Source organism: Phycicoccus sp. Root563 (genome assembly GCF_001427915.1).
GTDB lineage: Bacteria > Actinomycetota > Actinomycetes > Actinomycetales > Dermatophilaceae > Pedococcus.
This window is the reverse complement of the sequence record NZ_LMGM01000001.1, coordinates 1920720-1944688: the sequence shown is the minus strand read 5'-3', so window position 1 is coordinate 1944688 and position 23969 is coordinate 1920720. Positions and strand designations below refer to the sequence as shown.

The 23969-nt window shown below is 71.6% G+C and carries 21 protein-coding genes and 1 tRNA gene; 19 read left to right on the top strand and 3 right to left on the bottom strand.

The window, feature by feature from the left end:
• Nucleotides 1-20: 20 nt before the first annotated feature.
• The 14 genes from ASD62_RS09210 (at nucleotide 21) to ASD62_RS09145 (ending at nucleotide 15098) form a co-directional block, all read left to right on the top strand.
• Complete coding sequence (locus ASD62_RS09210; RefSeq protein WP_056915702.1) at nucleotides 21-1265, top strand: ABC transporter substrate-binding protein; 1245 nt, start codon at nucleotides 21-23, stop codon at nucleotides 1263-1265.
• A 92-nt stretch (nucleotides 1266-1357) separates the two neighbouring features.
• Nucleotides 1358-2230, top strand: a complete 873-nt coding sequence (locus ASD62_RS09205; protein ID WP_056915701.1) for a branched-chain amino acid ABC transporter permease — start codon at nucleotides 1358-1360, stop codon at nucleotides 2228-2230.
• The gene (locus tag ASD62_RS09200) at nucleotides 2227-3255 is read left to right on the top strand and encodes a branched-chain amino acid ABC transporter permease (RefSeq protein WP_056915700.1); all 1029 of its coding nucleotides are present in this window, start codon (nucleotides 2227-2229) and stop codon (nucleotides 3253-3255) included. Before ASD62_RS09205 ends, ASD62_RS09200 begins: the two co-directional genes overlap by 4 nt.
• A 52-nt stretch (nucleotides 3256-3307) precedes the next feature.
• Nucleotides 3308-4084, top strand: coding sequence for a MerR family transcriptional regulator (locus ASD62_RS09195; protein WP_056917280.1), 777 nt, complete (start codon nucleotides 3308-3310; stop codon nucleotides 4082-4084).
• A gap of 192 nt (nucleotides 4085-4276) precedes the next feature.
• On the top strand, nucleotides 4277-4672 hold the full coding sequence (locus tag ASD62_RS09190; protein WP_056915699.1) for a hypothetical protein: 396 nt from the start codon (nucleotides 4277-4279) through the stop codon (nucleotides 4670-4672).
• Nucleotides 4673-4721: 49 nt separating this feature from the next.
• Entirely contained in the window at nucleotides 4722-5270 is a 549-nt protein-coding gene (locus ASD62_RS20475) for a hypothetical protein (protein ID WP_056915698.1), read from the top strand.
• Nucleotides 5271-6755 carry a sensor histidine kinase gene (locus ASD62_RS09180; protein ID WP_056915697.1) on the top strand — a complete coding sequence of 495 codons (1485 nt, stop codon included), beginning with the start codon at nucleotides 5271-5273 and terminating at the stop codon, nucleotides 6753-6755.
• A complete protein-coding gene (locus ASD62_RS09175; protein ID WP_056915696.1) occupies nucleotides 6752-7378 on the top strand; it encodes a response regulator transcription factor in 627 nt (208 codons plus the stop codon). The genes ASD62_RS09180 and ASD62_RS09175 overlap by 4 nt, the downstream gene beginning before the upstream one ends.
• A gap of 240 nt (nucleotides 7379-7618) precedes the next feature.
• A complete protein-coding gene (locus ASD62_RS09170) occupies nucleotides 7619-9325 on the top strand; it encodes an ABC transporter substrate-binding protein (protein ID WP_082580656.1) in 1707 nt (568 codons plus the stop codon).
• 5 nt (nucleotides 9326-9330) lie between these two features.
• Nucleotides 9331-10287: an ABC transporter permease gene (locus ASD62_RS09165; protein ID WP_056915695.1), complete on the top strand. Its 957-nt coding sequence runs from the start codon at nucleotides 9331-9333 to the stop codon at nucleotides 10285-10287.
• Complete coding sequence (locus ASD62_RS09160) at nucleotides 10284-11201, top strand: ABC transporter permease (RefSeq protein ID WP_056915694.1); 918 nt, start codon at nucleotides 10284-10286, stop codon at nucleotides 11199-11201. Before ASD62_RS09165 ends, ASD62_RS09160 begins: the two co-directional genes overlap by 4 nt.
• Nucleotides 11198-12259 carry an ABC transporter ATP-binding protein gene (locus ASD62_RS09155; RefSeq protein WP_056915693.1) on the top strand — a complete coding sequence of 354 codons (1062 nt, stop codon included), beginning with the start codon at nucleotides 11198-11200 and terminating at the stop codon, nucleotides 12257-12259. The genes ASD62_RS09160 and ASD62_RS09155 overlap by 4 nt, the downstream gene beginning before the upstream one ends.
• Entirely contained in the window at nucleotides 12256-13317 is a 1062-nt protein-coding gene (locus tag ASD62_RS09150; RefSeq protein ID WP_082580654.1) for an ABC transporter ATP-binding protein, read from the top strand. The genes ASD62_RS09155 and ASD62_RS09150 overlap by 4 nt, the downstream gene beginning before the upstream one ends.
• On the top strand, nucleotides 13314-15098 hold the full coding sequence (locus ASD62_RS09145; protein WP_056915692.1) for a gamma-glutamyltransferase family protein: 1785 nt from the start codon (nucleotides 13314-13316) through the stop codon (nucleotides 15096-15098). The genes ASD62_RS09150 and ASD62_RS09145 overlap by 4 nt, the downstream gene beginning before the upstream one ends.
• 18 nt (nucleotides 15099-15116) lie before the next feature.
• Here the strand turns inward: ASD62_RS09145 and ASD62_RS09140 are convergent, their stop codons facing one another.
• Nucleotides 15117-15791: a GntR family transcriptional regulator gene (locus tag ASD62_RS09140; protein ID WP_056915691.1), complete on the bottom strand. Its 675-nt coding sequence runs from the start codon at nucleotides 15789-15791 to the stop codon at nucleotides 15117-15119.
• A 65-nt stretch (nucleotides 15792-15856) separates the two neighbouring features.
• Between ASD62_RS09140 and ASD62_RS09135 the strand changes: the two genes are divergently transcribed.
• From ASD62_RS09135 to ASD62_RS09115, 5 genes are all read left to right on the top strand, one after another.
• Nucleotides 15857-17470, top strand: coding sequence for an L-lactate permease (locus ASD62_RS09135; RefSeq protein ID WP_056915690.1), 1614 nt, complete (start codon nucleotides 15857-15859; stop codon nucleotides 17468-17470).
• 63 nt (nucleotides 17471-17533) lie between these two features.
• Nucleotides 17534-18151 (top strand): dTMP kinase, encoded by a 618-nt coding sequence (tmk, locus tag ASD62_RS09130; protein WP_056915689.1) that lies wholly within the window; start codon nucleotides 17534-17536, stop codon nucleotides 18149-18151.
• Nucleotides 18148-19287 (top strand): DNA polymerase III subunit delta', encoded by a 1140-nt coding sequence (locus ASD62_RS09125; RefSeq protein WP_056915688.1) that lies wholly within the window; start codon nucleotides 18148-18150, stop codon nucleotides 19285-19287. Before tmk ends, ASD62_RS09125 begins: the two co-directional genes overlap by 4 nt.
• A gap of 64 nt (nucleotides 19288-19351) precedes the next feature.
• Entirely contained in the window at nucleotides 19352-20905 is a 1554-nt protein-coding gene (locus ASD62_RS09120; RefSeq protein ID WP_056915687.1) for an alpha/beta hydrolase, read from the top strand.
• A gap of 78 nt (nucleotides 20906-20983) precedes the next feature.
• A tRNA-Thr gene (locus tag ASD62_RS09115) sits at nucleotides 20984-21060 on the top strand.
• 281 nt (nucleotides 21061-21341) lie between these two features.
• Here ASD62_RS09115 and ASD62_RS09110 read toward each other — a convergent pair.
• Both ASD62_RS09110 and ASD62_RS09105 read right to left on the bottom strand, forming a co-directional pair.
• Nucleotides 21342-23573, bottom strand: coding sequence for a response regulator (locus tag ASD62_RS09110; RefSeq protein ID WP_056915686.1), 2232 nt, complete (start codon nucleotides 23571-23573; stop codon nucleotides 21342-21344).
• A complete protein-coding gene (locus ASD62_RS09105; RefSeq protein ID WP_056915685.1) occupies nucleotides 23570-23938 on the bottom strand; it encodes an STAS/SEC14 domain-containing protein in 369 nt (122 codons plus the stop codon). The genes ASD62_RS09110 and ASD62_RS09105 overlap by 4 nt, the downstream gene beginning before the upstream one ends.
• Nucleotides 23939-23969: the final 31 nt, after the last annotated feature.

The window sequence follows — 23969 nt, the reverse complement described above, 5'->3', positions numbered from 1 at the left end:
GAACCACCCCAGGAGGGGACATGAAGCGCAGCAAGTCCTTGGCCCTCGCGGCCACCGCTGTCACGGGCAGCCTCGTGCTCGCCGCCTGTGGCGCAGGCGGTCCCGCCGCCAGCGGCGGCAAGATCAGCGACGACAAGGTCGTCCTCGGTCTGCTCAACGACCAGTCGGGGGTCTACAAGGACCTGTCCGGCCCCAACTCCAAGGTCGCCATCGAGATGGCCGTCGCGGACTACAAGGCCAAGTACGGCGACAAGGCGGTGGCCAAGAACATCGAGATCGTCCAGGCCGACCACCAGAACAAGCCCGACATCGCCAACACCAAGGCGCAGGAGATGTACGACCGCCAGAAGGCCGACATCATCCTCGACGTCCCCACCTCCTCGGCCGCGCTCGCCGTCGCCACGCAGGCCAAGGCCAAGAAGAAGCTGTTCATCGACATCGGTGCAGGCACCACCGCGCTGACCGGCAAGTCGTGCAACAAGTACACGTTCCACTGGGCCTACGACACCTACATGCTCGCCCAGGGCACCGGTGCCACGGCCGTGCAGAACGGTGGCAAGAACTGGTCCATCGTCTACCCCGACTACGCCTTCGGCCAGGACATGACCAAGTCCTTCACCAGCGCCGTCACCAAGGCCGGCGGCACGGTGCAGCAGTCCATCGCGACGCCGTTCCCCAACGACAACTTCTCGACCTTCATCACCAAGGCCGAGTCGAGCAAGCCCAACGTCATCGGGATCATGGCCGCCGGTGGCGACCTCATCAACTTCGTCAAGCAGTTCAACCAGGCCGGCCTGCAGGGCAAGACCCAGCTCGCCGTCGGCCTGATGTTCATCACCGACATCCACAGCCTGGGTGTCGACCAGTTCCAGGGCACGCAGTTCACCGACGCCTGGTACTGGAACTTCGACGACCAGAACCGCGCCTGGGCCGACAAGTTCAAGGCCAAGACGCAGACGCGTCCGTCCTTCGCCCACGCCGGCAACTACTCCGCGGCCCTGCAGTACCTCGAGGCCGTGCAGCGCGCGGGTACGGACAACTCCGACGCCGTGGTGAAGGAGCTCGAGGGAAAGAAGCTCAACGACGTCTTCCTGCGCAACGGTGAGGTCCGCGCCGCCGACCACCGCGTCCTGCACGACGCCTACCTGGTCAAGGTCAAGAGCAAGGACCAGGTCAAGGAGGAGTGGGACTACGAGGAGGTCGTCTCCACGATCCCCGCGGCCGAGGCCTTCAACCCGACCGTGAGCACCGACTGCACGATGTGACGGCCCGGACCCGGTGGGCGACCCCCACCCACCGGGTCCGCACCCTCCCCGCACCCTTCCCGCCACCGCCGCACCGACGAACCGGAAGAGCCATGACCGCATTCATCCAGTACACCCTCCAGGGCCTGGCCCTCGGCGGGTTCTACGCCCTGGCCGCCCTGGGCCTGGCGGTGATCTTCGGCGTGCTCGGCGTGGTCAACTTCAGCCACGGCGCCTGCTACATGCTCGGCGCCGTCGGCGCCGCCCTGCTGCTCGACGCGACCGGCCTCGGTTTCTGGGCCGCCCTGCCGATCATCACGGTGGCGATGTTCCTGTTCGGCGTGCTGCTGGAACGGCTCTTCGTCCAGTGGCTGCTGCGCCTGGACCCCCTCTACAACTTCCTGCTCACCTTCGGCATCACCTTGTTCCTCGTCGACTTCGTCAAGCGCCGGTATGGCGTCTCGTCGCTGCCGTACGAGCTGCCCGCCGGCCTGCAGGGCCGGGTGAACGTCGGCAGCGTCTCGCTGTCGAGCTACCAGATCTTCGTGGCGGTCTTCTCGGTCGCCCTGTGCCTGGCGGTGTGGCTGCTGCTCACCAAGACGCGGGTGGGCATGATCGTGCGGGCCTCGACCGAGGACGCCGAACGCTCGCGGGCGCTGGGCATCAACGTCGGCCGCTGGGTCACCCCCGTGTTCGGCTTCGGCATCGCCCTGGCCGGCCTCGCCGGTGTGCTGCGGGCGCCCACGGGTTCGGTCAACGCCGACATGGGCAGCTTCTTCATCATCATCCTGTTCGCCGTGGTCGTCATCGGCGGACTCGGGTCCATCCTCGGCGCAGTGGTGGCGGGCTTCCTCGTCGGACTCGTCGAGGCCTACGGCCAGGGCTACGCCGGGTCGTTCAGCCAGGTCCTCATCTTCGTCCTCATGGCCGTGGTGATCCTGGTCCGGCCCTCGGGCCTGTTCGGTCGCGAGGAGGCCGCATCATGAGCTCCCAGCTGGTGTCCAAGGTCGACGTCGACCTCCCCGACGCCCCGTCCATCACGGCGCAGCGCCCCTACCTGCGGTGGGTGGGCCTGGCCGTCGGCCTCCTCGTCGTCCTGGCGCTGCCGTTCTTCATCTACCCGCCGGTCGCGATGGACATCGCCGCCTGGGCGCTGTTCGCGATCTCGGTCGACCTGCTGCTCGGCTACACCGGCCTGCTGTCCTTCGGGCACGCCGCCTTCTGGGGCACGTCGGCATACACGACCGGCCTCATCGCGATCCACGCCGGCCTGCCGTTCCCGGTCGCGGTGCTGGGCGGCGCGGTCTGCGCCATGATCCTGGCGGTGCCGACCGGGTACCTCGCGGTCCGGCGCACCGGCATCTACTTCGCCATGGTGACCTTGGCGTTCGCGCAGATGGTCTACTTCATCGCCAACCAGTGGCGCAGCGTCACCGGCGGCGAGAACGGCCTGCAGGGCGTGCCCAAGAACCTCGGTCCGCTGACCGACCTGATCAACCAGGACCCGTTCTACTTCTACTACGCGGCCCTCCCGCTGATCCTCATCGGCGTCGTCATCGCCTGGCGCACGGTCAACAGCCCGTTCGGCCGGGTCCTGGTCGCCATCCGCGACAACCCGGCCCGCGCCCGCGCCCTGGGTTACGACGTCGAGCGCTACAAGATCATGGTGTTCGTCATCTCGGCGGGCCTGGCCGGCCTGGCCGGTGGGGTGTTCTCCGCCAGCCACGGGTTCGCGTCGCTGCAGGAGCTCATCTGGACGACGTCGGGCAAGGTCGTGCTGATCACCGTCCTCGGCGGCATCGGCACCCTCTGGGGCGGTCCTGTCGGCGCCGCGCTCGTGGTGCTCCTCGAGGACCGGCTCGCCTCCTCGGGGTTCAACGGCATCGGCATCATCACCGGCGCGATCTTCGTGATCATCGTCCTGGCCTTCCGGCACGGCATCTGGGGCACCGCCCGCAACGGCATCGGTTCCTGGCTGCGGTCGCGGCGCCGGGCCCGCGAGGACGCCTGAGTCACGGAACGGCCTTGACCCTCACGCGGCGTGAGGGGTCACAGTGGTCGTCATGACCGAAGGCACGCAGCTGACCATGCTCACGGTGGGGCAGGTGGCCGAGCAGTTCGACCTCACGGTGCGGACCCTGCACCACTACGACGAGATCGGGCTGCTCACGCCCACCGACCGTTCGCGGGCGGGCTACCGGCTCTACACCCCCGACGACCTCACGCGCTTGCAGCACGTGGTGGTCTACCGGCGGCTCGGGTTCACCCTCGAGGAGGTCGCCCTCCTCCTGGACCACCCGGAGAGCGCGGAGCAGCACCTGCGTCGCCAACGCGCAGCGGTCATGTCCCGGCTCGACGAGATGCGCGATCTCGTCGTGGCCATCGACCGAGCACTGGAGCGAGAGATGAACAACCAGCCAGCCAGCACCGAGGACATGAAGGAGCTCTTCGGCGACGGCTTCCACGACAGCCAGACCGAGGCCGAGCAGCGGTGGGGCGACACCGACGCCTGGAAGCAGTCCCAGCAGCGGACCAAGGGGTACACCAAGGCCGACTGGGCGCAGGTCAAGGTCGAGAGCGACGCCCTGCACCAGGGTTTCACCGACGCCATGGACGCAGGGGAGCCCCCGACGAGCGTCGCGGCCATGGACGCGGCCGAGGCGCACCGGCGGCACATCGACGAGCGGTTCTACGACTGCTCGCCCCAGTTCCACCGCAACCTGGCCGACCTGTACACCAGCGACCCGCGGTTCACGGCGACGTACGACGAGATCCGCCCGGGCATGGCGCTCTACGTGCGGGACGCGATCTACGCCAACGCCGACCGCCAGGAGGCCTGACCTCCCTCGCCCGACGACCCACCGGTATGGAGCCGGCTCCCCCTCGAGGGAGCCGGCTCCTCCGCGTGGGGTGGCCGGTCGGAGAAGGGCGCGTGGGTACTACGACCATCGCCCAATACCGCGTGAACCGACCTGAACCGCACAGTGGTCGCACGGTCACAGGTGGTGACCACCTCACGGAAGGACAGAGCGATGAACACCTCCACGAAGAGCGCAGCGGTGGTCCTCGGCGTCGCGCTGGTCGCCACCGTCGGCGCCCAGCCCGCCAGTGCCAAGGGCCTGGACGTCCGCGCCAGTGGCACCTGCTCCAAGGGCAGCGTCTGGAAGCTCAAGGCCAAGGCCGACGACGGCCGTATCCAGACCGAGCTGGAGGTCGACTCCAACCGGGTCGGCCAGGCCTGGTCGGTGCGGCTCTCGGACAACGGCGTGCTGCTCTGGTCGGGGAAGCGCACGACTGTGGCCCCGAGCGGCTCGTTCACCCTGGGCCGCCTCGTCGCGAACCGTGCGGGCACCGACCGCATCAGGGCCACCGCCACCACGACGTCGACCGGCGAGACCTGCTCCGCCGTCGTCGTCTTCCCCGGATAGGCCCCCTGCACCTCCATCACCCGTCACACTGGTCCCGGAAGGATCTGTCATGAAGCGCACCACCATCACCCTCGCCGCCCTCGTCGTGGCCCTCTTGCCCGCCGCCGCAGGGCTCTGGGGCAACGCCTCCTTCTCCCAGGCGGTCCCCGTGCGGGTCCCGGCCAGCGGCCAGGTCGCCACCGGGACGGCCACGTCGCCCACCGGGACCTCGACCACGGCCGACGACCACGGCGGCGACACCCCCCGTGACCAGCGCACCGAACCCGGTGACGACCGCGACCACAGCGCCACCTCGACGGGCTCCTCCACGTCCTCCGGCCACTCCGGCCGCGGGCACTCGGGTTCGGCCACGCCGAGCGGCACCTCCACCACGGCCGACGACCACGGTGGCCGCACCCCGCGCGACCAGCGGACCGAACCCGGTGACGACCGCGGGTCGGCGACGTCAGGCAGCGCGACGTCCGGCGGCTCTGGTTCGGGGTCTGGTTCGGGGTCTGGTTCGAGCGGATCGGGCTCGAGTGGTTCCGGCTCGGGCGGCCACGGTGGTTCCGACGACAAGGGCGCCGACGACCACGGCGGCCACGGAAGCGACGACTGAGTGACCAGCACCCCCAGCAGCCCGGCCGTCTCGGAGCACCCCTCTCCCGAGACGGCTGCGGCTGTGTCCGCAGCCCCCGCCGACGAAGCCGTCGCCGTGCCCACCGACGAGGCCGTCGCCGTGCCCTGGGTGACGGTGTCGCGGCCCGTCGTCGAGGCCGAGGTGGACCCACCGGTGCGGCCCAGGCGGGTGCTGCTGCAGCTCATCGCGGGCCTGGTCGCGGTGCTCGTGGTCGTGGGGGTGCTGGGTTCCCTTGCGTCGCAACGGCTCGCCGAGCGCGAAGCCGTCAACGACGCCGCGAACACCGCGGACGTCCTCGCCGATGCCGTGATCGCCCCGTCGCTCAGCGACGCGCTCGTCGCGGGCGACCCGACCGCGCTGGCCGAGTTCGACACCCTCGTGCGCGACCGTATCCTCGGTCCGGCGATCATCCGCGTGAAGCTGTGGGCGCCCGACGGCCGGGTCGTCTACGCCGACGAGCCCCAGCTGGTCGGTCGCACCTTCGCCCTCAGCGAGGACCAGCGCATCGCCCTGTCGGACCCGCAGACCAAGGCCGAGGTCTCCAACCTCACCGGCTCCGAGAACCAGTTCGAGACCGGGGGCAAGGCGCTGGAGGTCTACCGTCCGGTGTGGTTGCCCGACGGGCGCCAGCTGCTCTTCGAGACGTACTCGCCGTACGAGCCGGTCCAGCAGCGGTCCTCCCAGCTGTGGCGCGGCTTCTCCGGGGTGACGCTGAGCAGCCTGCTGCTCCTGGTCGTGCTCATGGCGCCGATCCTCTGGCGCCTCCTGCGCCGCCTGTCCGAGGCCCAGCGGCAGCGCGAACGCCTGCTCGAGCGCACCGTCGACGCCTCCGACGCCGAACGCCGCCGGATCGCGGGGACCCTGCACGACGGTCCGGTCCAGGACCTGGTCGCGACGTCGTTCGTCGCGGCAGGGGCGGCGGCGCGCGCGCAGATCGCGGGTGACGACCGGACGGCTGCCGAGCTGCACGAGCTGGCGGGCTCGGTCCGGGGCAACATCCGGGTCCTGCGCTCGCTGCTCGTCGACATCTACCCGCCGAGCCTGGCCGGGGCAGGACTGGGTACGGCGCTCGCGGACCTCGCGGAGTCCGCGACCAACCGGGGGCTCACCGTCCACCTCGACACCGAGGGGGAGGCGGACCTCGGGCTGGACGAGAGTGAGGAGCGACTCGTGTACGGAGTGGCCCAGGAGTGCCTGCGGAACGCGGCCAAGCACGCCGCACCGTGCACGGTCAGCGTCCGGCTGGCTCGCGAGGAGGGTGACCGGGACGAGGTCGTCCTCGACATCGTGGACGACGGACCAGGGTTCGACACGGTGCTGCTGCGCGAACCCGCCGACGGGCACTTCGGCCTGCGAGTGCTGGCCGACCTCGCCAGCGACGGGGGTGCGACCCTCCAGGTGGCCTCGGCTCCCGGGGCCGGCACGCACTGGCGGCTGGCCCTGGTTCCCGGGGGTGCCGCGTGATCAGGGTCCTGGTCGTCGACGACCACGCCATGGTCCGCAGCGGCCTCACGGCCCTGCTCGAGGCCAGCGGCGACATCACCGTCGTGGGCCAGGCGCCGGACGGCCGGGTCGCGGTGACCCAGGCCGGCACGCACCAGCCCGACGTGGTCCTCATGGACCTGTCGATGCCGGTCATGGACGGTGCCGAGGCCACCCGCGAGGTGCTCGCCGTCGCCCCGGACGCCAAGGTCGTGGTGCTGACGTCCTTCTCCGACAAGGACCGCGTCAACGCCGCCCTGCGTTCGGGTGCCGTCGGCTACCAGCTCAAGGACGGCGAACCCGCCGAGCTGCTCGCGGCCGTCCGCGCCGCCGCGGCCGGGCACGCCCCGCTCGACCCCAGGGTGGCGCGGGTGCTCCTGCCGACGCCGGGGGAGCAGTCCGGTGACGGCCTGAGCCCGCGGGAGCGCGAGGTGCTGCGGCTCGTCGCACAGGGCCTGGCCAACAAGCAGATCGGTCGCGCGCTGGGCATCAGCGAACGCACCGTGAAGGCGCACCTCGGTCGGGTGTTCCGTGAGATCGGGGTGGTGGACCGGACCAGCGCGGCCCTGTGGGCGCGCGACCACCTCCCCGACGCCGCCCTCTGACCAGCAGCGTCCTGACCCCGCGCCGTCCTGCGGGTCCGTCGTCCCCTCCGGGTCCACCCCGACGCGCTCCTCGCCCGGCCGCTCTGGGTCAACCCCGACGCGCTCCGCGCCCGGCCGCGACGGGTCCGTCGTGACTGCGCGCTGTCCGGATCGTGGAAAAAGTCATGACTCGTCCCTGTGCAGTGGACTGTATACAGGATACGATCCGACGGATCCGGCCCACACCCCCTGGGAGCGTCCATGACCATCCGCACCGTCCTGCGCCGCACGTCCGAACCCCGTCCACACGGCCCCACGGCTCGAGCGACCCATGCCTGGGGTCGTCCACTCGCCCTCGCCGTGGCGCTGTCCCTCGCCGCCGCGGGCTGCAGCGCCGTCCAGCCCGCGTCCGACTCCGGCTCGTCCGGTGGTTCGGCAGCCACCGGCAAGGACTCGTTCGGCGAGCCGGCGGCTGCCGACCAGGTCAAGGACGGCGGCGACCTCGTCATGGCGCTGTCCGCCGAGCCGGACCAGCTCGACCCGGCCCTGTCACGCAGCCTCTACTCGCGCTACGTGTTCCATGCCATGTGCCAGAAGCTCTACGACGTCGACCAGGACGCGAAGGTCGTGCCGCAGCTGGCGACCGCGCTCCCGACGACGAGCGCAGACGGCAAGACGGTCACCATCCCCGTGCGGGACGACATCGTGTTCGCCGACGGGACGAAGTTCGACGCGCAGGCCGTCAAGGCGACCCTCGACCGCAACCTCACGATCGAGGGGTCCGGACGCAAGAGCGAGCTGGGACCGATCACCGACGTCGAGGCCAAGGACTCCAAGACCGTCGTCGTGAGCCTGTCCAAGCCGTTCGCGCCGCTGACCGCCGCGCTGACCGACCGAGCCGGGATGATCGTCAGCCCCAAGGCCGCCAAGGCCCTCGGTGACAAGTTCGCCACGGCTCCGGTCTGCGTCGGTCCGTTCAAGTTCGCCAAGCGCGTCCCGCAGAACTCGATCGAGCTCGTGAAGGACCCGAAGTTCTACGACGCCGACAAGGTGCACCTCGACAAGGTGACCTACCGGATCATCACCGACGCCAGCATCCGTGCGGCCAACCTGCGCTCCGGCGACGTGCAGATCGCGGACTCCCTCTCGGCCCAGGACGTCCCGGCCCTGCAGAAGGAGAAGGACCTCCAGGTGCTGCAGTCGCAGTCCCTCGGCTACCAGGGCGTGACGTTCAACATCGCCAACTCCGACGGCATCGGGTCGCCGCTCAAGCAGGTCGACCGGCCCGAGGCCAAGGACCCCCGGATCCGCCAGGCGTTCGAGCTGGCCGTCGACCGGGCCGGGCTCGTCAAGGTGATCTTCAACGACCTCAACACCGTCGCCTGCTCCCCGATCGCCCCCCAGAGCGAGTTCTCCACCGAGGCCGCGCAGGCGTGCACCCCGCACGACCCGGCCAAGGCGAAGGCGCTGCTGAAGGAGGCCGGCATCACCACGCCGTTCCCCATCGAGATGATCACCTCCAACAACCCCGACAGCCTGCGCCTGGCCCAGGCGCTGCAGTCGATGGTCAAGGAGGGTGGCTTCGACCTGCAGATCAAGCCGGTCGAGTACGCCTCACTGCTCGACCAGCAGGACCGCGGCGAGTTCTCGCTGCTCCAGCTCGGCTGGTCGGGACGCATCGACCCTGACGCCAACATCACCAACTTCGTCGGCACCGGTGGCAGCCAGAACGTCGCCGGCTACAGCAACGCGACCGTGGACGGGCTGCTCGACCAGGCGCGTGAGACGAACGACGTCGAGAAGCGCAAGGGCCTGTACGACCAGGTCGTGGCGAAGCTCCACGAGGACGACCCGCTCATCTACCTGTACCGCCAGCGCAACCTCACCGGTGTGTCCACGTCGGTCAAGGGCGTCCAGGTCTTCCCGGACGGCGTCGTCCGGCTCGGGTTCGCCGGGATGGCCAAGTAGACGCTGTGCGCAGCTACCTCCTCAACCGGGCCTGGCAGTCGCTGGTGACCTTGGTGCTGGCCACCGTCGTCGTCTTCCTCGGCGTCCGGGCCCTCCCCGGGGACCCGGCCCTCGCCCTCGCGGGTGAGGACCGGACCCCGGAGGCCCTGGCCGCCCTCCGCGAGCGCTACGGCCTCGACCAGCCCCTGCCGCTGCAGTTCTGGCACTTCGTCACCAATGCGCTGCAGGGCGACCTCGGCACCTCGGTGCGCACCGGCCAGAGCGTCAACGACATGTTGCGGACCGCGCTGCCCGTCACCCTCGAGCTGTCCCTGCTCGCCATCGCGATCGCCGTCGTCCTCGGCGTCGGGGCCGGAGTCGTGGCAGCGGTATGGCGCGGCGGGCCGGCGGAGTGGGTGGCCAACGCCTTCGCACTGCTCGGACTGTCCGTCCCGCACTTCTGGCTCGGCCTCGTCGCGATCCTCTACCTGTCGGTGGCGACCGGACTGTTCCCCGCCTCAGGGTTCGTGCCGCTGGGGGAGGACCCCGTGGACAACCTGCACCACATCATCCTCCCGGCGCTCATCCTCGGTACCGGCCTGTCCGCCGTGATCATGCGGCAGACCCGGTCCTCGATGCTCGACTCACTCGCGACCGACTACGTGCGGACGGCTGAGGCCAAGGGGCTGCGGCCGAGCGTGGTCGTGCGCCGGCACGCCCTGCGCAACAGCCTGATCGTCGTGGTGACGATCGTGGGCCTGCAGCTCGGGGGACTCATCTCGGGCGCCGTCGTCACCGAGCAGATCTTCGGGCTGCCCGGCTTCGGGAAGATGACCATCGACGCCGTGTTCCAGCGGGACTACCCCGTGATCCAGGCCGTCGTCCTCGTGACGGCGACCGCCTACATCGTCATCAACTTCGCGGTCGACCTGCTCTACTCGGTCATCGACCCGCGGGTCCGCGTCACCGGAGAGGCCTCATGAGCGTCGACACCGCCCTGCCGCCCGCGTCCTCACCGGCGGCCCCCGACCCGGCCGGGTCGAAGGACCGCGAGTCCTCGCAGCGCTCCCGGGTGCTGCGCCGGCTGCGTCGCAACCCCCTCGCGGTGGTGAGCTTCGTCGTCCTGGCCGTCGCGGTGGTGGTCGCCGTCCTCGCGCCGTGGATCGCGCCATACGCCCCCGAGCAGACCGACTTCGCCAACACGCTCGCCCCTCCCGGCACGGCAGGGCACGTGCTGGGCACCGACGACCTCGGCCGGGACGTGCTCTCACGGATCATCCTGGGCAGCCGTGCCTCGCTCGAGGTCGCCGCGCTCGCCGTCTTCACCGCGTTGGTGATCGGGGTGCCGCTCGGCCTCTCCGCGGGGTACTTCCGTGCCGCCGACGCCGTCATCTCCAGGCTCACCGACCTGCTGCTGGCGTTCCCCTTCCTCATCCTCGCGGTCGGGTTCGCCGCCATCCGAGGCGCCAGCCTGGGCAACGCCGCCGTGGCCATCGGGATCGCTCAGATCCCGGGCGTCATCCGCGTCGTGCGCTCGGATGCGTTGCGGCTCAAGGGACTCGACTTCGTCGCCGCTGCCGTGGTCGACGGCGCGAGCGACCTCTGGGTGCTGCGTCGCCACATCCTCCCGAACGCGACCTCCGTCGTGCTGGTCCAGGCGACCGTCGCCATCCCGGCGGCGATCCTCGGTGAGGCGGTCCTGTCCTTCCTCGGGCTCGGCATCCAGCCGCCCGACCCCAGCCTCGGCACGATGCTCGCGAACGCCCAGCAGTTCGCCGCCCGCGCACCGTGGGCCGCGGTGCTTCCCGGGATCGCGATCATGGTGCTGGCTCTGGCGTTCAACGTGTTCGGCGACAGCCTGCGCGACGCACTCGACCCGAAGGCGAGCCGCCGATGACCGCCACCGCCACGTCGACCGAAGCCGGGACGACGACCGCGCCCGTCCTCGAGGTGTCCGGCCTGGGGGTGCGGTTCGCCACCGAGGCGGGGACCGTGTGCGCCGTGGACGGGGTCGACCTGACCCTGGCCCAGGGCGAGATCGTCGGCATCGTCGGGGAGTCCGGCTGCGGCAAGTCCGTGACCGCGATGAGCCTGGCCGGCCTCCTGCCGCGCAGCGCCACCATCGACGGCTCGGTCCGGCTCCTCGGCCGCGAGCTCGTGGGTGCCCGACCGGCGGTCCTGCGGGCGGCGCGCGGACGCGACATCGCCTACATCTTCCAGGAGCCGATGTCCTCGCTGAACCCGGTCCTCACGGTCGGCCGGCAGATCACGGAGGTCCTGCAGGTCCACGAGAAGCTCTCGCGCACCGATGCCCTCGAGCGGGCCGTCGAGCTGCTCGGCGTCGTCGGCATCCCCTCCGCGCGCGAGCGGGTGAAGCAGTACCCCCACCAGCTGTCTGGGGGCATGCGCCAGCGCGTGATGATCGCCATGGCCGTCGCCTGCCAGCCGAAGGTGCTCGTGGCCGACGAACCGACGACCGCACTCGACGTGACGGTGCAGGCCGGCATCCTCGACGTGCTCCGTGGCCTGCGGGACCGGTTCGGGACGAGCATCCTCGTCATCACCCACGACCTCGGCGTCATCGCCGACGTGGCCGACCGTGTGGTCGTCATGTATGCCGGGCGGGTCGTCGAGCGCGCCGGCGTGGACGAGCTCTTCGCCCGTCCCCAGCACCACTACACGTCGGGCCTGCTGTCCGCGTCGCCCACGCCCGGCCGGCACGCCGGAACGCACCGGCTGCAGGAGATCCCCGGCCTGGTGCCGGTGCTGTCCGAGCAGCCGGACGCCTGCACCTTCGCCGACCGCTGCCCGGCGGCGACCGACCGGTGCCGCGCGTCGGCTCCGCCGCTCGAGCCCGCGGGGGCGACCGCCGGTGCGGACCGGCACGAGCACGTGGTGGCCTGCTGGCACCCGCGGGGCGACGCGCCCCGCCCGAGCACGGAGGATCCCCGATGAGCACCGTCCCGACGCACGACGTCCCCCAGCCGGAGGTGCCACCGGCGTTCGAGGGGCAGCCAGTGGTGCTCGAGCTCGAGGACCTCGCGATGCACTACGGCGCGGTGCGCGCCGTCGACGGTGTGACGATGCAGATCCGGCGCGGCCAGGTCACCGCGCTGGTCGGCGAGAGCGGTTCGGGGAAGTCGACGGTCGGGCGTTGCATCGTGCGCCTCGTCGAGCCCACGAGCGGGTCGGTCCGCCTCGCCGGTACCGACGTCACCCACCTGTCCCGTTCCCGGATGCGCCAGCACCGTCGCGACGTGTCCATCGTCTTCCAGGACCCGGCGGGGTCGCTCGACCCCCGGATGCTCGTGGGCGACGTCATCGCCGAACCCCTGAGGCTGCAGGGGGGCCGGCTCAGTCGCCAGGAGAGGGCCGAGAAGGTCGCCGACGGCCTGGGCAGGGTGGGGCTGCGGCCCGAGGTGGCCCGGCGCTACCCGCACGAGCTCTCCGGCGGCCAGCGCCAGCGGGTCAGCATCGCGCGGGCACTGATGTCCGAGCCCACGCTCCTCGTCGCCGACGAGCCGACGAGCGCGCTCGACGTCTCGGTGCAGGCCTCGGTGCTCAACCTGCTCGCCGACCTCCAGAGGGACATCGGGTTCGCGTGCCTGTTCATCACGCACGACCTGTCGGCCGTGGAGTACCTCGCCGACGACATCGCCGTGATGTACCTCGGGCAGCTCGTCGAGCAGGGCACCCGCGAGGAGATCTTCGCCCACCCTCGCCACCCGTACACGCAGGCCCTCCTTGCGGCAGCCCCCGTCGCGGACCCCGCGAAGCAGCGGGCACGTACACCGGTGCTGCTCGGGGACGACCTCCCCTCGGCGATGGACCCGCCCTCGGGGTGCCGGTTCCACACCCGGTGCCCGGTCGCCGTCGCCAGGTGTGCCGACGAGGTGCCTCCCCTGCGGCAGGTGGGGGGCAGCACGGTGGCCTGCCACCTCGTCGGCGACGATGGCTCCGGGCCCGACATCCGCAGGACCGAGACCGCCACGACGACAGGACCTCCCGCATGACCTTCACGACCCGGCCGACCCTCGAGGGCACCTTCGGCATGGTCTCGTCCACGCACTGGATCGCCTCGCAGGCGGCGATGCGCGAGCTCGAGCTCGGCGGCAACGCCTTCGACGCCGCGGTCAGCGCCGGCTTCGTCCTGCACGTCGTGGAGCCGCACCTCAACGGTCCCGGCGGCGACATGCCGGCGATCATCGCCACCGCGGACGACCCGACCCCACGGGTGCTGTGTGGCCAGGGCCCGGCCCCCGCCGGGGCGACGATCGAGCACTACCGCTCCGAGGGCCTGGACCTCGTGCCGGGCTCGGGTCCGTTGGCGGCGGCGATCCCCGGCGCGGTCGACGCCTGGCTGCTCCTGCTGCGTGACCACGGGACGCGCGCCCTGCAGGACGTGCTGGCCCCGGCGATCGGGTACGCCCGGCACGGCCACCCCCTGCTGGGCCGGGTGAGCGCCACGGTCGAGACGGTGCAGGAGCTGTTCGAGACGGACTGGCACACCTCCGCCGACCTCTGGCTCCGGGACGGCAAGGCGCCCGCACCCGGCGCACTCTTCACGAACCCCGCCTGGGCGGACACCCTCGACCGTCTCGTCGCCGAGGGCCGGGCGGCAGGCTCGACGCGCGAGGCCCAGATCGACGGAGCCCGGCGGGCGTGGAGCCAGGGCTTCGTGGCGGAGGCGGTGGACGCCTTCTCCCGCAAGCCCTTCCGCGACTCCAGCGGTGAAGCGCACGGGGGGCTCGTCACCGGTGCCGACCTGGCCGGGTTCAGCGCGACCTGGGAGGCTCCGGCCACCCTCGACTGGCGCGGTCACACCATCGCCAAGACCGGCGCCTGGGGCCAGGGCCCCGCGCTCCTGCAGACCCTGCGCACCCTCGACGCGCTGGGCGACGACACGCTCCTCGACCCCTCGAGCGCCGCAGGGATCCACGCGGCCGCCGAGTCGCTCAAGCTCGCCTTCGCCGACCGTGAGGCGTGGTACGGCGACGTCGACGTCCCACTGGAATCCCTTCTGTCCGAGGATTATGCGGCGCGACGCGCCTCTCTCGTGGGCGACCGGGCCTCCCTCGAGGTGCGACCCGGGAGCGCGGACGGGCGCGAACCCAGGCTCGCGGCATACGTCACGGGGGCTGGTGCGCCACAGGCCGCTGGTGATGCGACGACGGGGGAGCCGACGGTCGCGCCGTCGGGGGCGACGCGGGGCGACACCTGCCACGTGGACGTCGTGGACCGTTGGGGCAACATGATCTCGGCGACACCGAGCGGGGGCTGGCTGCAGAGCTCGCCGACGATCCCCGAGCTGGGGTTCTGCCTCGGCAGCCGGATGCAGATGTTCTGGCTGGAGGAGGGCCTCGCATCCTCGCTCGCGCCGGGGCGACGCCCGCGCACCACCCTCACTCCCACGCTGGTGCTGCGAGACGGGTTGCCCTACATGGCTTGTGGCTCACCCGGTGGTGACCAGCAGGACCAGTGGCAGCTGGTCTTCCTGCTGCGCCACCTCGTCGGCGGGCAGCAGCTGCAGGAGGCCATCGACGCACCCTCGTGGCACACGACGAGCTTTCCCGGGTCCTTCTACCCGCGGCAGAGCGAACCCGGTGTCCTGGTGGCCGAGGACCGGCTAGGGCCGGACGTGCTCTCGGGACTGGAGGCCCGCGGGCACACGGTGCGGGTGTCCGACCCGTGGAGCCTGGGTCGCCTGTGCGCCGTCACGCGCGACGCGGGGACCGGGGTGCTGCGCGCCGGGGCGAACCCGCGAGGGATGCAGGGCTATGCCGTGGGCCGCTGACCACGACGCGACCGTCGGTCAGCCGACGGACTCGTCGACGTTGTCGAGCGCGGCCCGGGCCGCAGCCGCCACGTGGGCGTGTGCCGCAGCCTCCGCCTCGTCGGGGTCACGGGCCTCGATCGCGTCGACGAGCCTGATGTGCTCCTGCCACGAGTGCGGCGCCCGGTGGGCGGCGCCGATGCGGAAGATCCAGTGCACGTGCAGGTACAGGGCGGCAGAGATCGAGGCGAGCCAACGGTTCCCGCTGATGTCGATGACCCGCAGGTGCAGGTCGCTGTTGAGCTGTGCGACTCGGGACAGGTCGTCCTCCTCGGTCGCGACCCGGGCGGAGTCGAGCAGCCTGCGCAGGTCGGCGACGTCGGGCGGGGTGGCCCGTTCCGCGGCCATGCGGGCGGCGACGGTCTCGAGGCTCGAGCGCACGGCGAAGAGGTCGGCGACGGTCGAGGCGTCGGGGGTGGCCACGACCGCACCGCGGCGGGGCATCATCACGACCAGGCCGTCGGCCTCGACGATGCGCAGGGCCTCCCGCACGGGGTTGCGGGAGACACCGAAGTCGGCGGCGAGGCGCTCCTCCGTGAGCCGCTCGCCCGGCGGGTAGTCGCCGTCCACGATCCGTCGACGCAGCTCGGCGAGGACCTGCTCGCGCAGGGCCAGGTGCTGGCTGCCGATGGTGTGCCCTAAGCCGCTGGTCATGGCGTCCTCCCCCTCGCTCGTCGTCCGGTGCGCCCTCCACCCCGACCGTATACGAAAGACAATCTATGCCACTGCCCACGCTGACCCTCGCAGCCCAGCCCGAGACGCTGGCCGCCGTCCCGCCACTCACGTGGGTGCTGGCGGTGAGCCCCGTCGTGCTGCTGCTCGCCCTGGTCCTCTGGGGGAGGTTCTCGACGATCGTCAACGCGTCGGTCACCGTCGCCTACAGCATTGCGGTCGCCGTGCTCGCCTTCGGAGCCGGCGGGCTGACCGTCGCCGTCGGACTCGGCAAGGGGGCGTGGGTCGGGCTGTGGATCCTCTACGTCATCTGGCCGGCGCTGCTCATGCACCACCTCGCCACCCACGTGGGCATGAAGGCCCTCGGCCAGGCCCTGTCGACCATGCTGCCGCGACGCACGGAGAACGTCCTGCTCCTCGCGTGGGTGCTCCCGTCGTTCATCCAGGGGGTGTCGGGGTTCGGGACGCCGATCGCGGTCGCGGCGCCGCTGCTCGTCGCACTCGGGATCGGCAAGGCCCGGGCCGTGGCCCTGCCCCTTATCGGCTACCACTGGGCGGTGGGGTTCGGCTCGATGGGTTCGTCCTTCTACATGGGGGCCCTCACCGCCCACCTCGACAGCCCCGGCCGGGCTGCGTATGCCGCGTCGGCGGCAGTGCTCCTCGGCGTCAACTGCCTGCTCTCCGGTGTGCTCGTCGCCCTGATGGACGGCGGGCTGGGGGGCCTGCGGGAGGGTTGGCGGCTGCTGGCCACCGCCGGCCCGGTGATGGCCCTCGTCCAGGCCGGGGCCGCCCGACTCGAGCCCGGGATCGCCGCCCTGTGCGCCGGTGCCTCGGGTGTTGCCGTGGTGTTCGTGCTGCGCCGGTTCTCCGCGCGCGACCGGGAAGCCACGCCCTCGGACCCGGGTGACGCGCAGATGCGCTCGCGGGCGCGAGCCGCGGCCGTGCCCTACGCCCTGCTCGGGATCGTGGCGCTCGCGGTCTTCCTGCCGCCCGCCCTGCGGTCGTGGGCCAAGGGACACCTGTTGATCGGACCGTCGTTCCCGCAGACGAGCACCCACCAGGGGACCGTCAACGACGCCGTGTCGGTCTACAACCCCATCGCCCTCCTGGGCCACCCGGGCACGTTCCTGCTCGTCGCGTCGGCGGGCAGCGTCGCGGTCTGGGCCGCACGAGGGATCTGGGCGCGGGGCGCGTGGGGGCCCGTGTGGCGGGGCGCCCTGAAGCAGGCCTGGAAGTCCTCGCCGTCCGTCGTCCTGCTCGCTTCGGTGGCCGGCGTGCTCGTGGACAGCGGCATGGTCCGCACCGTCGCCCAGGGTGCCGCGGTGGCCACGGGGAGCGCGTACCCCGCCATCGCGCCGCTCGTCGGTGCCCTGGGTTCGTTCATCACCGGCTCGACGACGAGCTCCAACGCGCTGTTCTCCTCGTTGCAAGCCGACGTCGCCCACCTCATCGGCGAACCTCCGGCCGATCTGCTCGCAGGCCAGCTGGCCGGTGGCAACATCGGCAACTCCTTGGCGCCGGTGGTCATCCTCCTCGGCTTGAGCGCCGTCGGTGCCTCCCGTCGCGCGGGCGAGGTCCTGCGCATGACCCTCGCCCCTGCCGCCGTCCTGCTCGCCTCGGCCATCGCGGGGACCTGCCTGCTCGTCGCCGTCCACCACTGAGCCCCTCGCACCGCACGGGACCAGCCGGCACCCGCTGTCCGCCGGACGGCCTAGGCTCACTGCGTGACCGACGGACTCTTCATCGCCTTCGAGGGTGGCGACGGCGCGGGCAAGTCCACGCAGGTGGCCCTGCTCCGTGACGCCCTCCAGGCTGCGGGCAGGACGGTCACCGTGACCCGCCAGCCCGGTGGCACCGACCTCGGGCACCAGATCCGCGACCTGGTGCTGCACGGCGCCCACGTGGCCCCCCGGGCCGAGGCCCTGCTCTTCGCCGCCGACAAGGCGCATCACGTCGACCAGCTGATCCGCCCCGCCCTCGACCGGGGCGAGGTCGTGCTGACCGACCGCTACACCGACTCCTCGGTGGCCTACCAGGGCGCCGGTCGCGACCTCGGCGCGCAGGAGATCCACGACCTCAACATGTGGGCCGTCGACGAGCTCGTCCCCGACCTCACCGTCATCGTCGACGTGTCCGCGCAGGAGGGGCGCCGTCGGCGGGGCGAGGTCCACGACCGGCTCGAGGCGGAGGCGGACGCGTTCCACGAGGCCATCCGTGCGCACTTCCTGGCCATGGCGGAGGGCAACCCCCAGCGCTACCTCGTCGTCGACGGCACCCTGCCTCCCGACGAGATCCACGCGGCGGTCCTCGCACGGCTGAGGTCGCTGGTGGTGCTGCCGTGACCGTCTGGCGCGACGTCATCGGGCAGGACTCCGCCGTCGCGACGCTCCAGCGAGCCGTCGCCGAGCCCGGGTCGATGACGCACGCGTGGCTGCTCACCGGACCACCCGGATCGGGACGCTCGGTGGCCGCGCGGGCGTTCGCCGGTGCGCTCGAGTGCCCGCTGAACGGCTGCGGCGAGTGCCGTGAGTGCCGCACCGCGGTCGACGGCACGCACGCCGACGTGGACCTCGTCGCCACGGAGGGCCTGTCGATCAAGGTCGAGCAGGCGCGCGAGCTCGCCGCCATGTCTGCCCTGCGCCCGTCCGTCGGGCCCTGGCGCGTCATCATCGTCGAGGACGCCGACCGCCTCACCGAACGCGCCGCCGATGCCCTGCTCAAGGCGATCGAGGAGCCCGTCGCACGCACGGTCTGGATCCTGTGCGCGCCCTCGCTCGAGGACGTCGTCATCACGATCCGTTCGCGCTCGCGCCACGTGCGGCTGCGCACCCCTCCCGTCGAGGCGGTCGCCGAGCTGCTCCACCGCCGCGACGGCATCGAGATGCCGATGGCCCTGTATGCCGCGCGAGCGGCCCAGAGCCACGTGGGCCTCGCACGCCGGCTGGCCCGTGACGAGGGTGCCCGCATCCGGCGCCGGGACGTCGTCGCCCTCGCGGGCAGGATCCACGGTGTCGGCGACGCGGTGGGCGCGGCCGCCGACCTCGTCTCCATCGCGGACGAGGAGTCCTCGGCCGCGGCCAGTGAGCGGGACGTCGCCGAGAAGAAGAGGCTGATGGAGATGCTGGGAGCCGACCCGTCGGCGCGCACCCAGCCGCCCCACATCCGCAGCCAGCTCTCGTCGCTGGAGAAGGAGCAGAAGGCGCGGGCCACCCGCCACTCGCGCGACGTGCTCGACCGGTCCCTGGTCGACCTGTTGTCGGTGTACCGGGACGCCCTCGTGGTGCACAGCGGTGCCGGTCTCGGGCTGGTCAACCAGGACAGCATCCGCGAGGTGCAGGCGCTCGCGCGGTCGATGACGCCCGAGCAGCTGCTCGGGGCCATGGATGCCATCGGCACCGCCCGCGAGCGCATCGGGCTCAACGTCGCACCGCTGCTGGCCCTCGAGGCGATGGCGATCACGCTGCGCGTACCCCGCTGAGGCGCGCACGCGCCATACGCGTCCGGGGCGGCGTCTCCCAGCACGGCGGGATACCGTGCCGCCCATGACTTCTCGCACACGGATGCTCGTGGCGGCGACCGCGATCGTGACCGTCAGCCTCTCCGGGTGCTCCCTGCTCGGTGGGGGCGACTCCGGCGCAACGCCCTCGACCTCCTCGACCGCGGCGGCCAGGCCCCCGGCCGGGTCCGAGGCGCTCGCGTCGTACTACGGGCAGAAGCTGGACTGGCAGAAGTGCCGGATCTCCGAGTGCGCGAAGCTCGAGGTCCCGCTCGACTACGCCAAGCCGGACGGCGACCGGATCGAGATCTCGGTGCTGCGCATGAAGGCCACCAAGCCCAGGGACCGCATCGGGTCGCTCGTGGTCAACCCGGGCGGCCCCGGAGGGTCGGGCGTGGACTACGCGCAGGCTGCGGACTTCATCGTGGGGAAGCCGGTGCGTCAGCGCTTCGACGTCGTGGGCTTCGACCCCCGCGGCGTGCAGCGGTCGCAGCCGATCGATTGCCTCCCGGACACCCAGATGGACGCGTTCCTCGGGCAGGACCCGACCCCGGACGACGCCGCCGAGGCCGCCGCGTTCGCCGCCTCGGGCAAGGAGTTCGCGCAGGGGTGCGTGCAGCGGACCGGGGCGCTCATCAGCCACGTCTCGACCGTCGACGCCGCCAAGGACATGGACATCCTGCGGTCGGCCCTCGGGGACGAGAAGCTCAACTACCTGGGCAAGTCCTACGGCACCTTCCTCGGCGCCACGTATGCCGGGCTGTTCCCGAAGCTCGTCGGTCGGTTCGTCCTCGACGGGGTCCTCCCGCCGGACATCAGCGCCGCAGAGGTGGCCAAGGGCCAGGCCGAGGGGTTCGAGCGGGCCACTCGCGCGTATGCCGCCAACTGCGTGGACGAGGGCGACTGCCCCCTCGGTGGCTCCGTCGACGAGGTCATGTCCGGGATGCGTGCGCTGCTGACCCGGCTGGACCAGCAGCCGGTGCCCATGCAGGACGGCACCCTCAAGCAGCTCACCGAGGGGTGGGCCGCCACCGGCATCGCGCAGGCCATGTACGACCAGGGTTCGTGGGGGACCCTCACGGACGCCCTGGCCCAGGTCGTGCGCAAGGACGACGGCACGGAGCTGATGAAGCTCGCCGACCAGTACGCGCAGCGCAACCAGAACGGCGTCTACGCCGGCAACCTGCTCGAGGCGTTCTACGCGATCTCCTGCCTGGACAACCCCGACAGCCCCGACCCGGCGGTGTACGCCCAGCGGGCCGCGGACAACGCGAAGGTCGCCCCGACCTGGGGGCCGTTCCTCGCGTGGGGGTCGCTGGTCTGCGGGCAGTGGCCGGTGAAGTCGACAGAGGGCCAGACCGGCCCGCACAAGATCAGCGCGGAGGGCAGCGGCCCCATCGTCGTGGTCGGCACGACCCGCGACCCCGCGACGCCGTACGAGTGGTCGGTGCGGCTGCGTGACCAGCTCTCCAACGCCGCACTGCTGACCTTCGACGGCGACGGGCACACGGCCTACACCCGCTCCAACAGCTGCGTCGACGACGCGATCAACGACTACTACACCGACGGCAAGGTGCCCAAGGACGGGACCAGGTGCTGACCTGACGGGTGTCGTCGGGCCCGGTTCGGAGATTCCGCGGCTCATCCGTATACTCATCGTCCGTGCCTTCGGGCACCTGCCGCCTTAGCTCAGTCGGCCAGAGCGATTCACTCGTAATGAATAGGTCATCGGTTCGATTCCGATAGGCGGCTCCACAGCACCACCCCAGGAAAGCCCCCACGACTCCGGTCGCGGGGGCCTTTCCCTTGCCCGTCCGTCTGGGACGTGCGTCGACAGGTCGAGCGATGGCGCCGCCGGGCGGTGGTGGCTCAGCGGTGCTCGTCGACGCTGCGCGAGTCGGTCAGGGTGAGGGCACCCCAGCCGGCCACGAGGCCGACGACCACGGACAGGGCGCCGTACGCGATCCGCCGACCGTGGAAGAAGGAGGCGACGAGCTGCGGGCTCCACGCGCCGGCGCCGGAGCGTGCGGTCGCCGTCAGAGCGACTCGCGAAGCAGCTGGCCGGCCCGCTCCAGCTCGGTCTCGAGCCGGTCGAGCAGGGTGGCGGCGGCCGCTAGGCCGCCCGTCTCGACCTGTCGGGCGAGCTCGGCGACCCTGACGGCCCCGATGCTCGCCGCGGACCCGGTCAGCTCGTGCGCTGCGTGCCGCAGTCCCTGCGCGTCGTCGGCGGCGACCATCGCCCGCATCGTCGCCACGAGGACCGGCGAGGCCGTCGTGAAGGCCTCGGTCAGGGCTGCGAGGAGGTCCTGCCCGGTGGTGGCGCCGAGGTCGCGCAGCGTCGCGAGCCTCGCGCTGTCCAGCGGCTCCTGCCCGGGCGAGGGGTCCGGAGCCCGAGCCGCGCCGGTCGGACCCGGCCCTGCGCCGATGGCGTCGGCCGGGCGCGCCCACGCACCCAGGACCTCCCTCAGGGTGGACTCGTCGACCGGCTTGGAGACGTAGGCGTCCATGCCGACGGCCAGGCAGCGCTCGCGGTCCTCGGTGGTCGCGCTGGCCGTCATCGCGATGATCGGCAGCCGCTCTCCGCCGACCTCCCGTCGGCGGACCTCTGCGGTCGCGGAGTACCCGTCCATCACGGGCATGTGGCAGTCCATCAGCACGGCGGCATACCGTTGCCCCGCAATGGCTTCCAGCGCCTCGGCGCCGTTCTCGACGACGTCCACGTCGTACCCGATCCGGGTCACGAGGCCCCGTGCCACGAGCTGGTTGACCGTGTTGTCCTCGACGACCAGGACCCGACCGGGGGAGGGGCGGTGGGCGGGACGGTCGACGGCGTCCACGTCCGTCGCCGGCCCGGCGTTCTTCGTCGGGCGGCGCACGCTCGCTGCGGGTGCGCCGGCCACCAGGCGGACCAGGCGGTCGAACAGGTCGCTGCTGCGCACCGGCTTGCTCAACGCGTCGCGCACCCCGACCCGCGCCAGCTCGGCACGGTCGATCTCGCCCGTGGAGGACAGCATGATCATGAGGGTGTCGCGCAGGGAGGGGTCGGCGCTGATCCGTCGGGCGAGCTCGATGCCGTCGAGATCGGGCATGCACATGTCCAGCACCGTGATCGCGTACGGGTCGCCGGCAGCGCGCGCGGCGCGCATCAGGTCGATGACGGAGCCCGGGTGGTCGGTGCTGTCGGGCCGCAACCCCCACTGGGTGAGCTGGGACCCCAGGACCAGCCGGTTCGTGGCGTTGTCGTCGACGACCAGGGCGCGCAGCCCGAGGAGCAGGTCGCTGGCCGGGACGGGAGGAGGTGTCGTCGCGGAGACCGGCAGGGGGAGCTCGAACCAGAAGGTGCTCCCGACGCCCACGTCGCTGTCGACCCCGATGCTGCCGCCCATCGCCTCGACGAGGGTGCGCGAGATCGCCAGGCCGAGGCCGCTGCCGCCGTACCGGCGGGTGGTCGAGGCATCGGCCTGTCGGAACGAGTCGAACATCGCGGGTCGGACGTCCTCGGGGATGCCGATCCCGGTGTCGGACACCTCGAAGCGCACCCGTCCGTCGCCCGGGTCGACCATCCGGGCGCTGATCACGACCTCGCCCTTGTCGGTGAACTTCACGGCGTTGGAGGCCAGGTTGAGCAGGACCTGTTGCAGCCGTCCCTCGTCACCGACCAGGCGTGGCGGCACCTCGGCAGCGCAGTAGGCGATGACCTCCAGCTCCGGCGTGGTCGTCATCGGTGCCACGAGGGCCGCCACGGACTCGACCAGGGACCGTGGGTCGAGGTCCACGGCCTCGAGGTCCACCTTGCCGGCCTCGAGCTTGGAGAAGTCGAGGATGTCGTTGATGACGCGCAGCAGCGACTCCCCGGCGCTCTGCAGCCCCCCGACGTACTGCTGCTGCGTCTCGTCGAGGTCGGTGTGGTGCAGCAGGGTGGTCAGGCCGATCACGCCGTTCATCGGCGTCCTGATCTCGTGGCTCATCGTGGCCAGGAACTCCGACTTCAGCCGGGACGCCTCCAGGGCCTGCTTGCGCGCGGCCTCGAGCTCGATGGTGCGCAGGTGCACCCGGTGCTCGAGCTCCGAGCGGTTGGCCTCGAGCTCCTCGGCGAGCATGTTGATCCCCACGATGACCGCATCGAGGTCCTCGTCGTCCGTGCGGGGCCCGCGCGCGTCCAGGTCGCCGGCAGCCAGCCTCGTGAGCAGCTCGATGACGGCGTCGATGGGGGAGCCGCCTGGGCCCTCCTGGCCCTCCGTGTCCGTCGTGGCGCCCCCGTCGCTCATGGCTGCGCTTCTAGCCAGGTGACGGCGTCGGCCTCGGACGTGAACATCTTCACGGGGATGGAGCCACGCTTCAGGCCCAGGAAGAAGTTGGCCAGCATGCGGGTGGAGGCCGAGCCCGCCACGAGGGCCACGGCCCGGTAGTTGGGGTTGCGGTCCATGAAGAACTCACGGGCCGGCCGGTCGATCGAGGCGACCTCGCGCAGGTCGACCAGCGAGCGGACCTTGTCCTGCCCGAGGGCCTTGATCTCCGCGTCGACGGCGCGGGCCTCCTCGATGCCGCACACCGCACCGGGGAGCCAGTCGGTCCGGGCGATCCCCGTCGCCTCGTCCCACGTGATCTCGTAGCACTTCTCCTCCGCGGCCATCCCGCTCCCCCTCTGCAGCAGTCCACGATCT

Excerpts from the sequence above, each read along its gene's own strand:
- ASD62_RS09210 (WP_056915702.1), top strand. The coding sequence starts at position 21 with ATGAAGCGCAGCAAGTCCTTGGCCCTCGCGGCCACCGCTGTCACGGGC.
- ASD62_RS09205 (WP_056915701.1), top strand. The coding sequence starts at position 1,358 with ATGACCGCATTCATCCAGTACACCCTCCAGGGCCTGGCCCTCGGCGGG.
- ASD62_RS09200 (WP_056915700.1), top strand. The coding sequence starts at position 2,227 with ATGAGCTCCCAGCTGGTGTCCAAGGTCGACGTCGACCTCCCCGACGCC.
- ASD62_RS09195 (WP_056917280.1), top strand. The coding sequence starts at position 3,308 with ATGACCGAAGGCACGCAGCTGACCATGCTCACGGTGGGGCAGGTGGCC.
- ASD62_RS09190 (WP_056915699.1), top strand. The coding sequence starts at position 4,277 with ATGAACACCTCCACGAAGAGCGCAGCGGTGGTCCTCGGCGTCGCGCTG.
- ASD62_RS20475 (WP_056915698.1), top strand. The coding sequence starts at position 4,722 with ATGAAGCGCACCACCATCACCCTCGCCGCCCTCGTCGTGGCCCTCTTG.
- ASD62_RS09170 (WP_082580656.1), top strand. The coding sequence starts at position 7,619 with ATGACCATCCGCACCGTCCTGCGCCGCACGTCCGAACCCCGTCCACAC.
- ASD62_RS09160 (WP_056915694.1), top strand. The coding sequence starts at position 10,284 with ATGAGCGTCGACACCGCCCTGCCGCCCGCGTCCTCACCGGCGGCCCCC.
- ASD62_RS09155 (WP_056915693.1), top strand. The coding sequence starts at position 11,198 with ATGACCGCCACCGCCACGTCGACCGAAGCCGGGACGACGACCGCGCCC.
- ASD62_RS09150 (WP_082580654.1), top strand. The coding sequence starts at position 12,256 with ATGAGCACCGTCCCGACGCACGACGTCCCCCAGCCGGAGGTGCCACCG.
- ASD62_RS09145 (WP_056915692.1), top strand. The coding sequence starts at position 13,314 with ATGACCTTCACGACCCGGCCGACCCTCGAGGGCACCTTCGGCATGGTC.
- ASD62_RS09140 (WP_056915691.1), bottom strand. The coding sequence starts at position 15,791 with ATGACCAGCGGCTTAGGGCACACCATCGGCAGCCAGCACCTGGCCCTG.
- ASD62_RS09135 (WP_056915690.1), top strand. The coding sequence starts at position 15,857 with ATGCCACTGCCCACGCTGACCCTCGCAGCCCAGCCCGAGACGCTGGCC.
- ASD62_RS09120 (WP_056915687.1), top strand. The coding sequence starts at position 19,352 with ATGACTTCTCGCACACGGATGCTCGTGGCGGCGACCGCGATCGTGACC.
- ASD62_RS09110 (WP_056915686.1), bottom strand. The coding sequence starts at position 23,573 with ATGAGCGACGGGGGCGCCACGACGGACACGGAGGGCCAGGAGGGCCCA.
- ASD62_RS09105 (WP_056915685.1), bottom strand. The coding sequence starts at position 23,938 with ATGGCCGCGGAGGAGAAGTGCTACGAGATCACGTGGGACGAGGCGACG.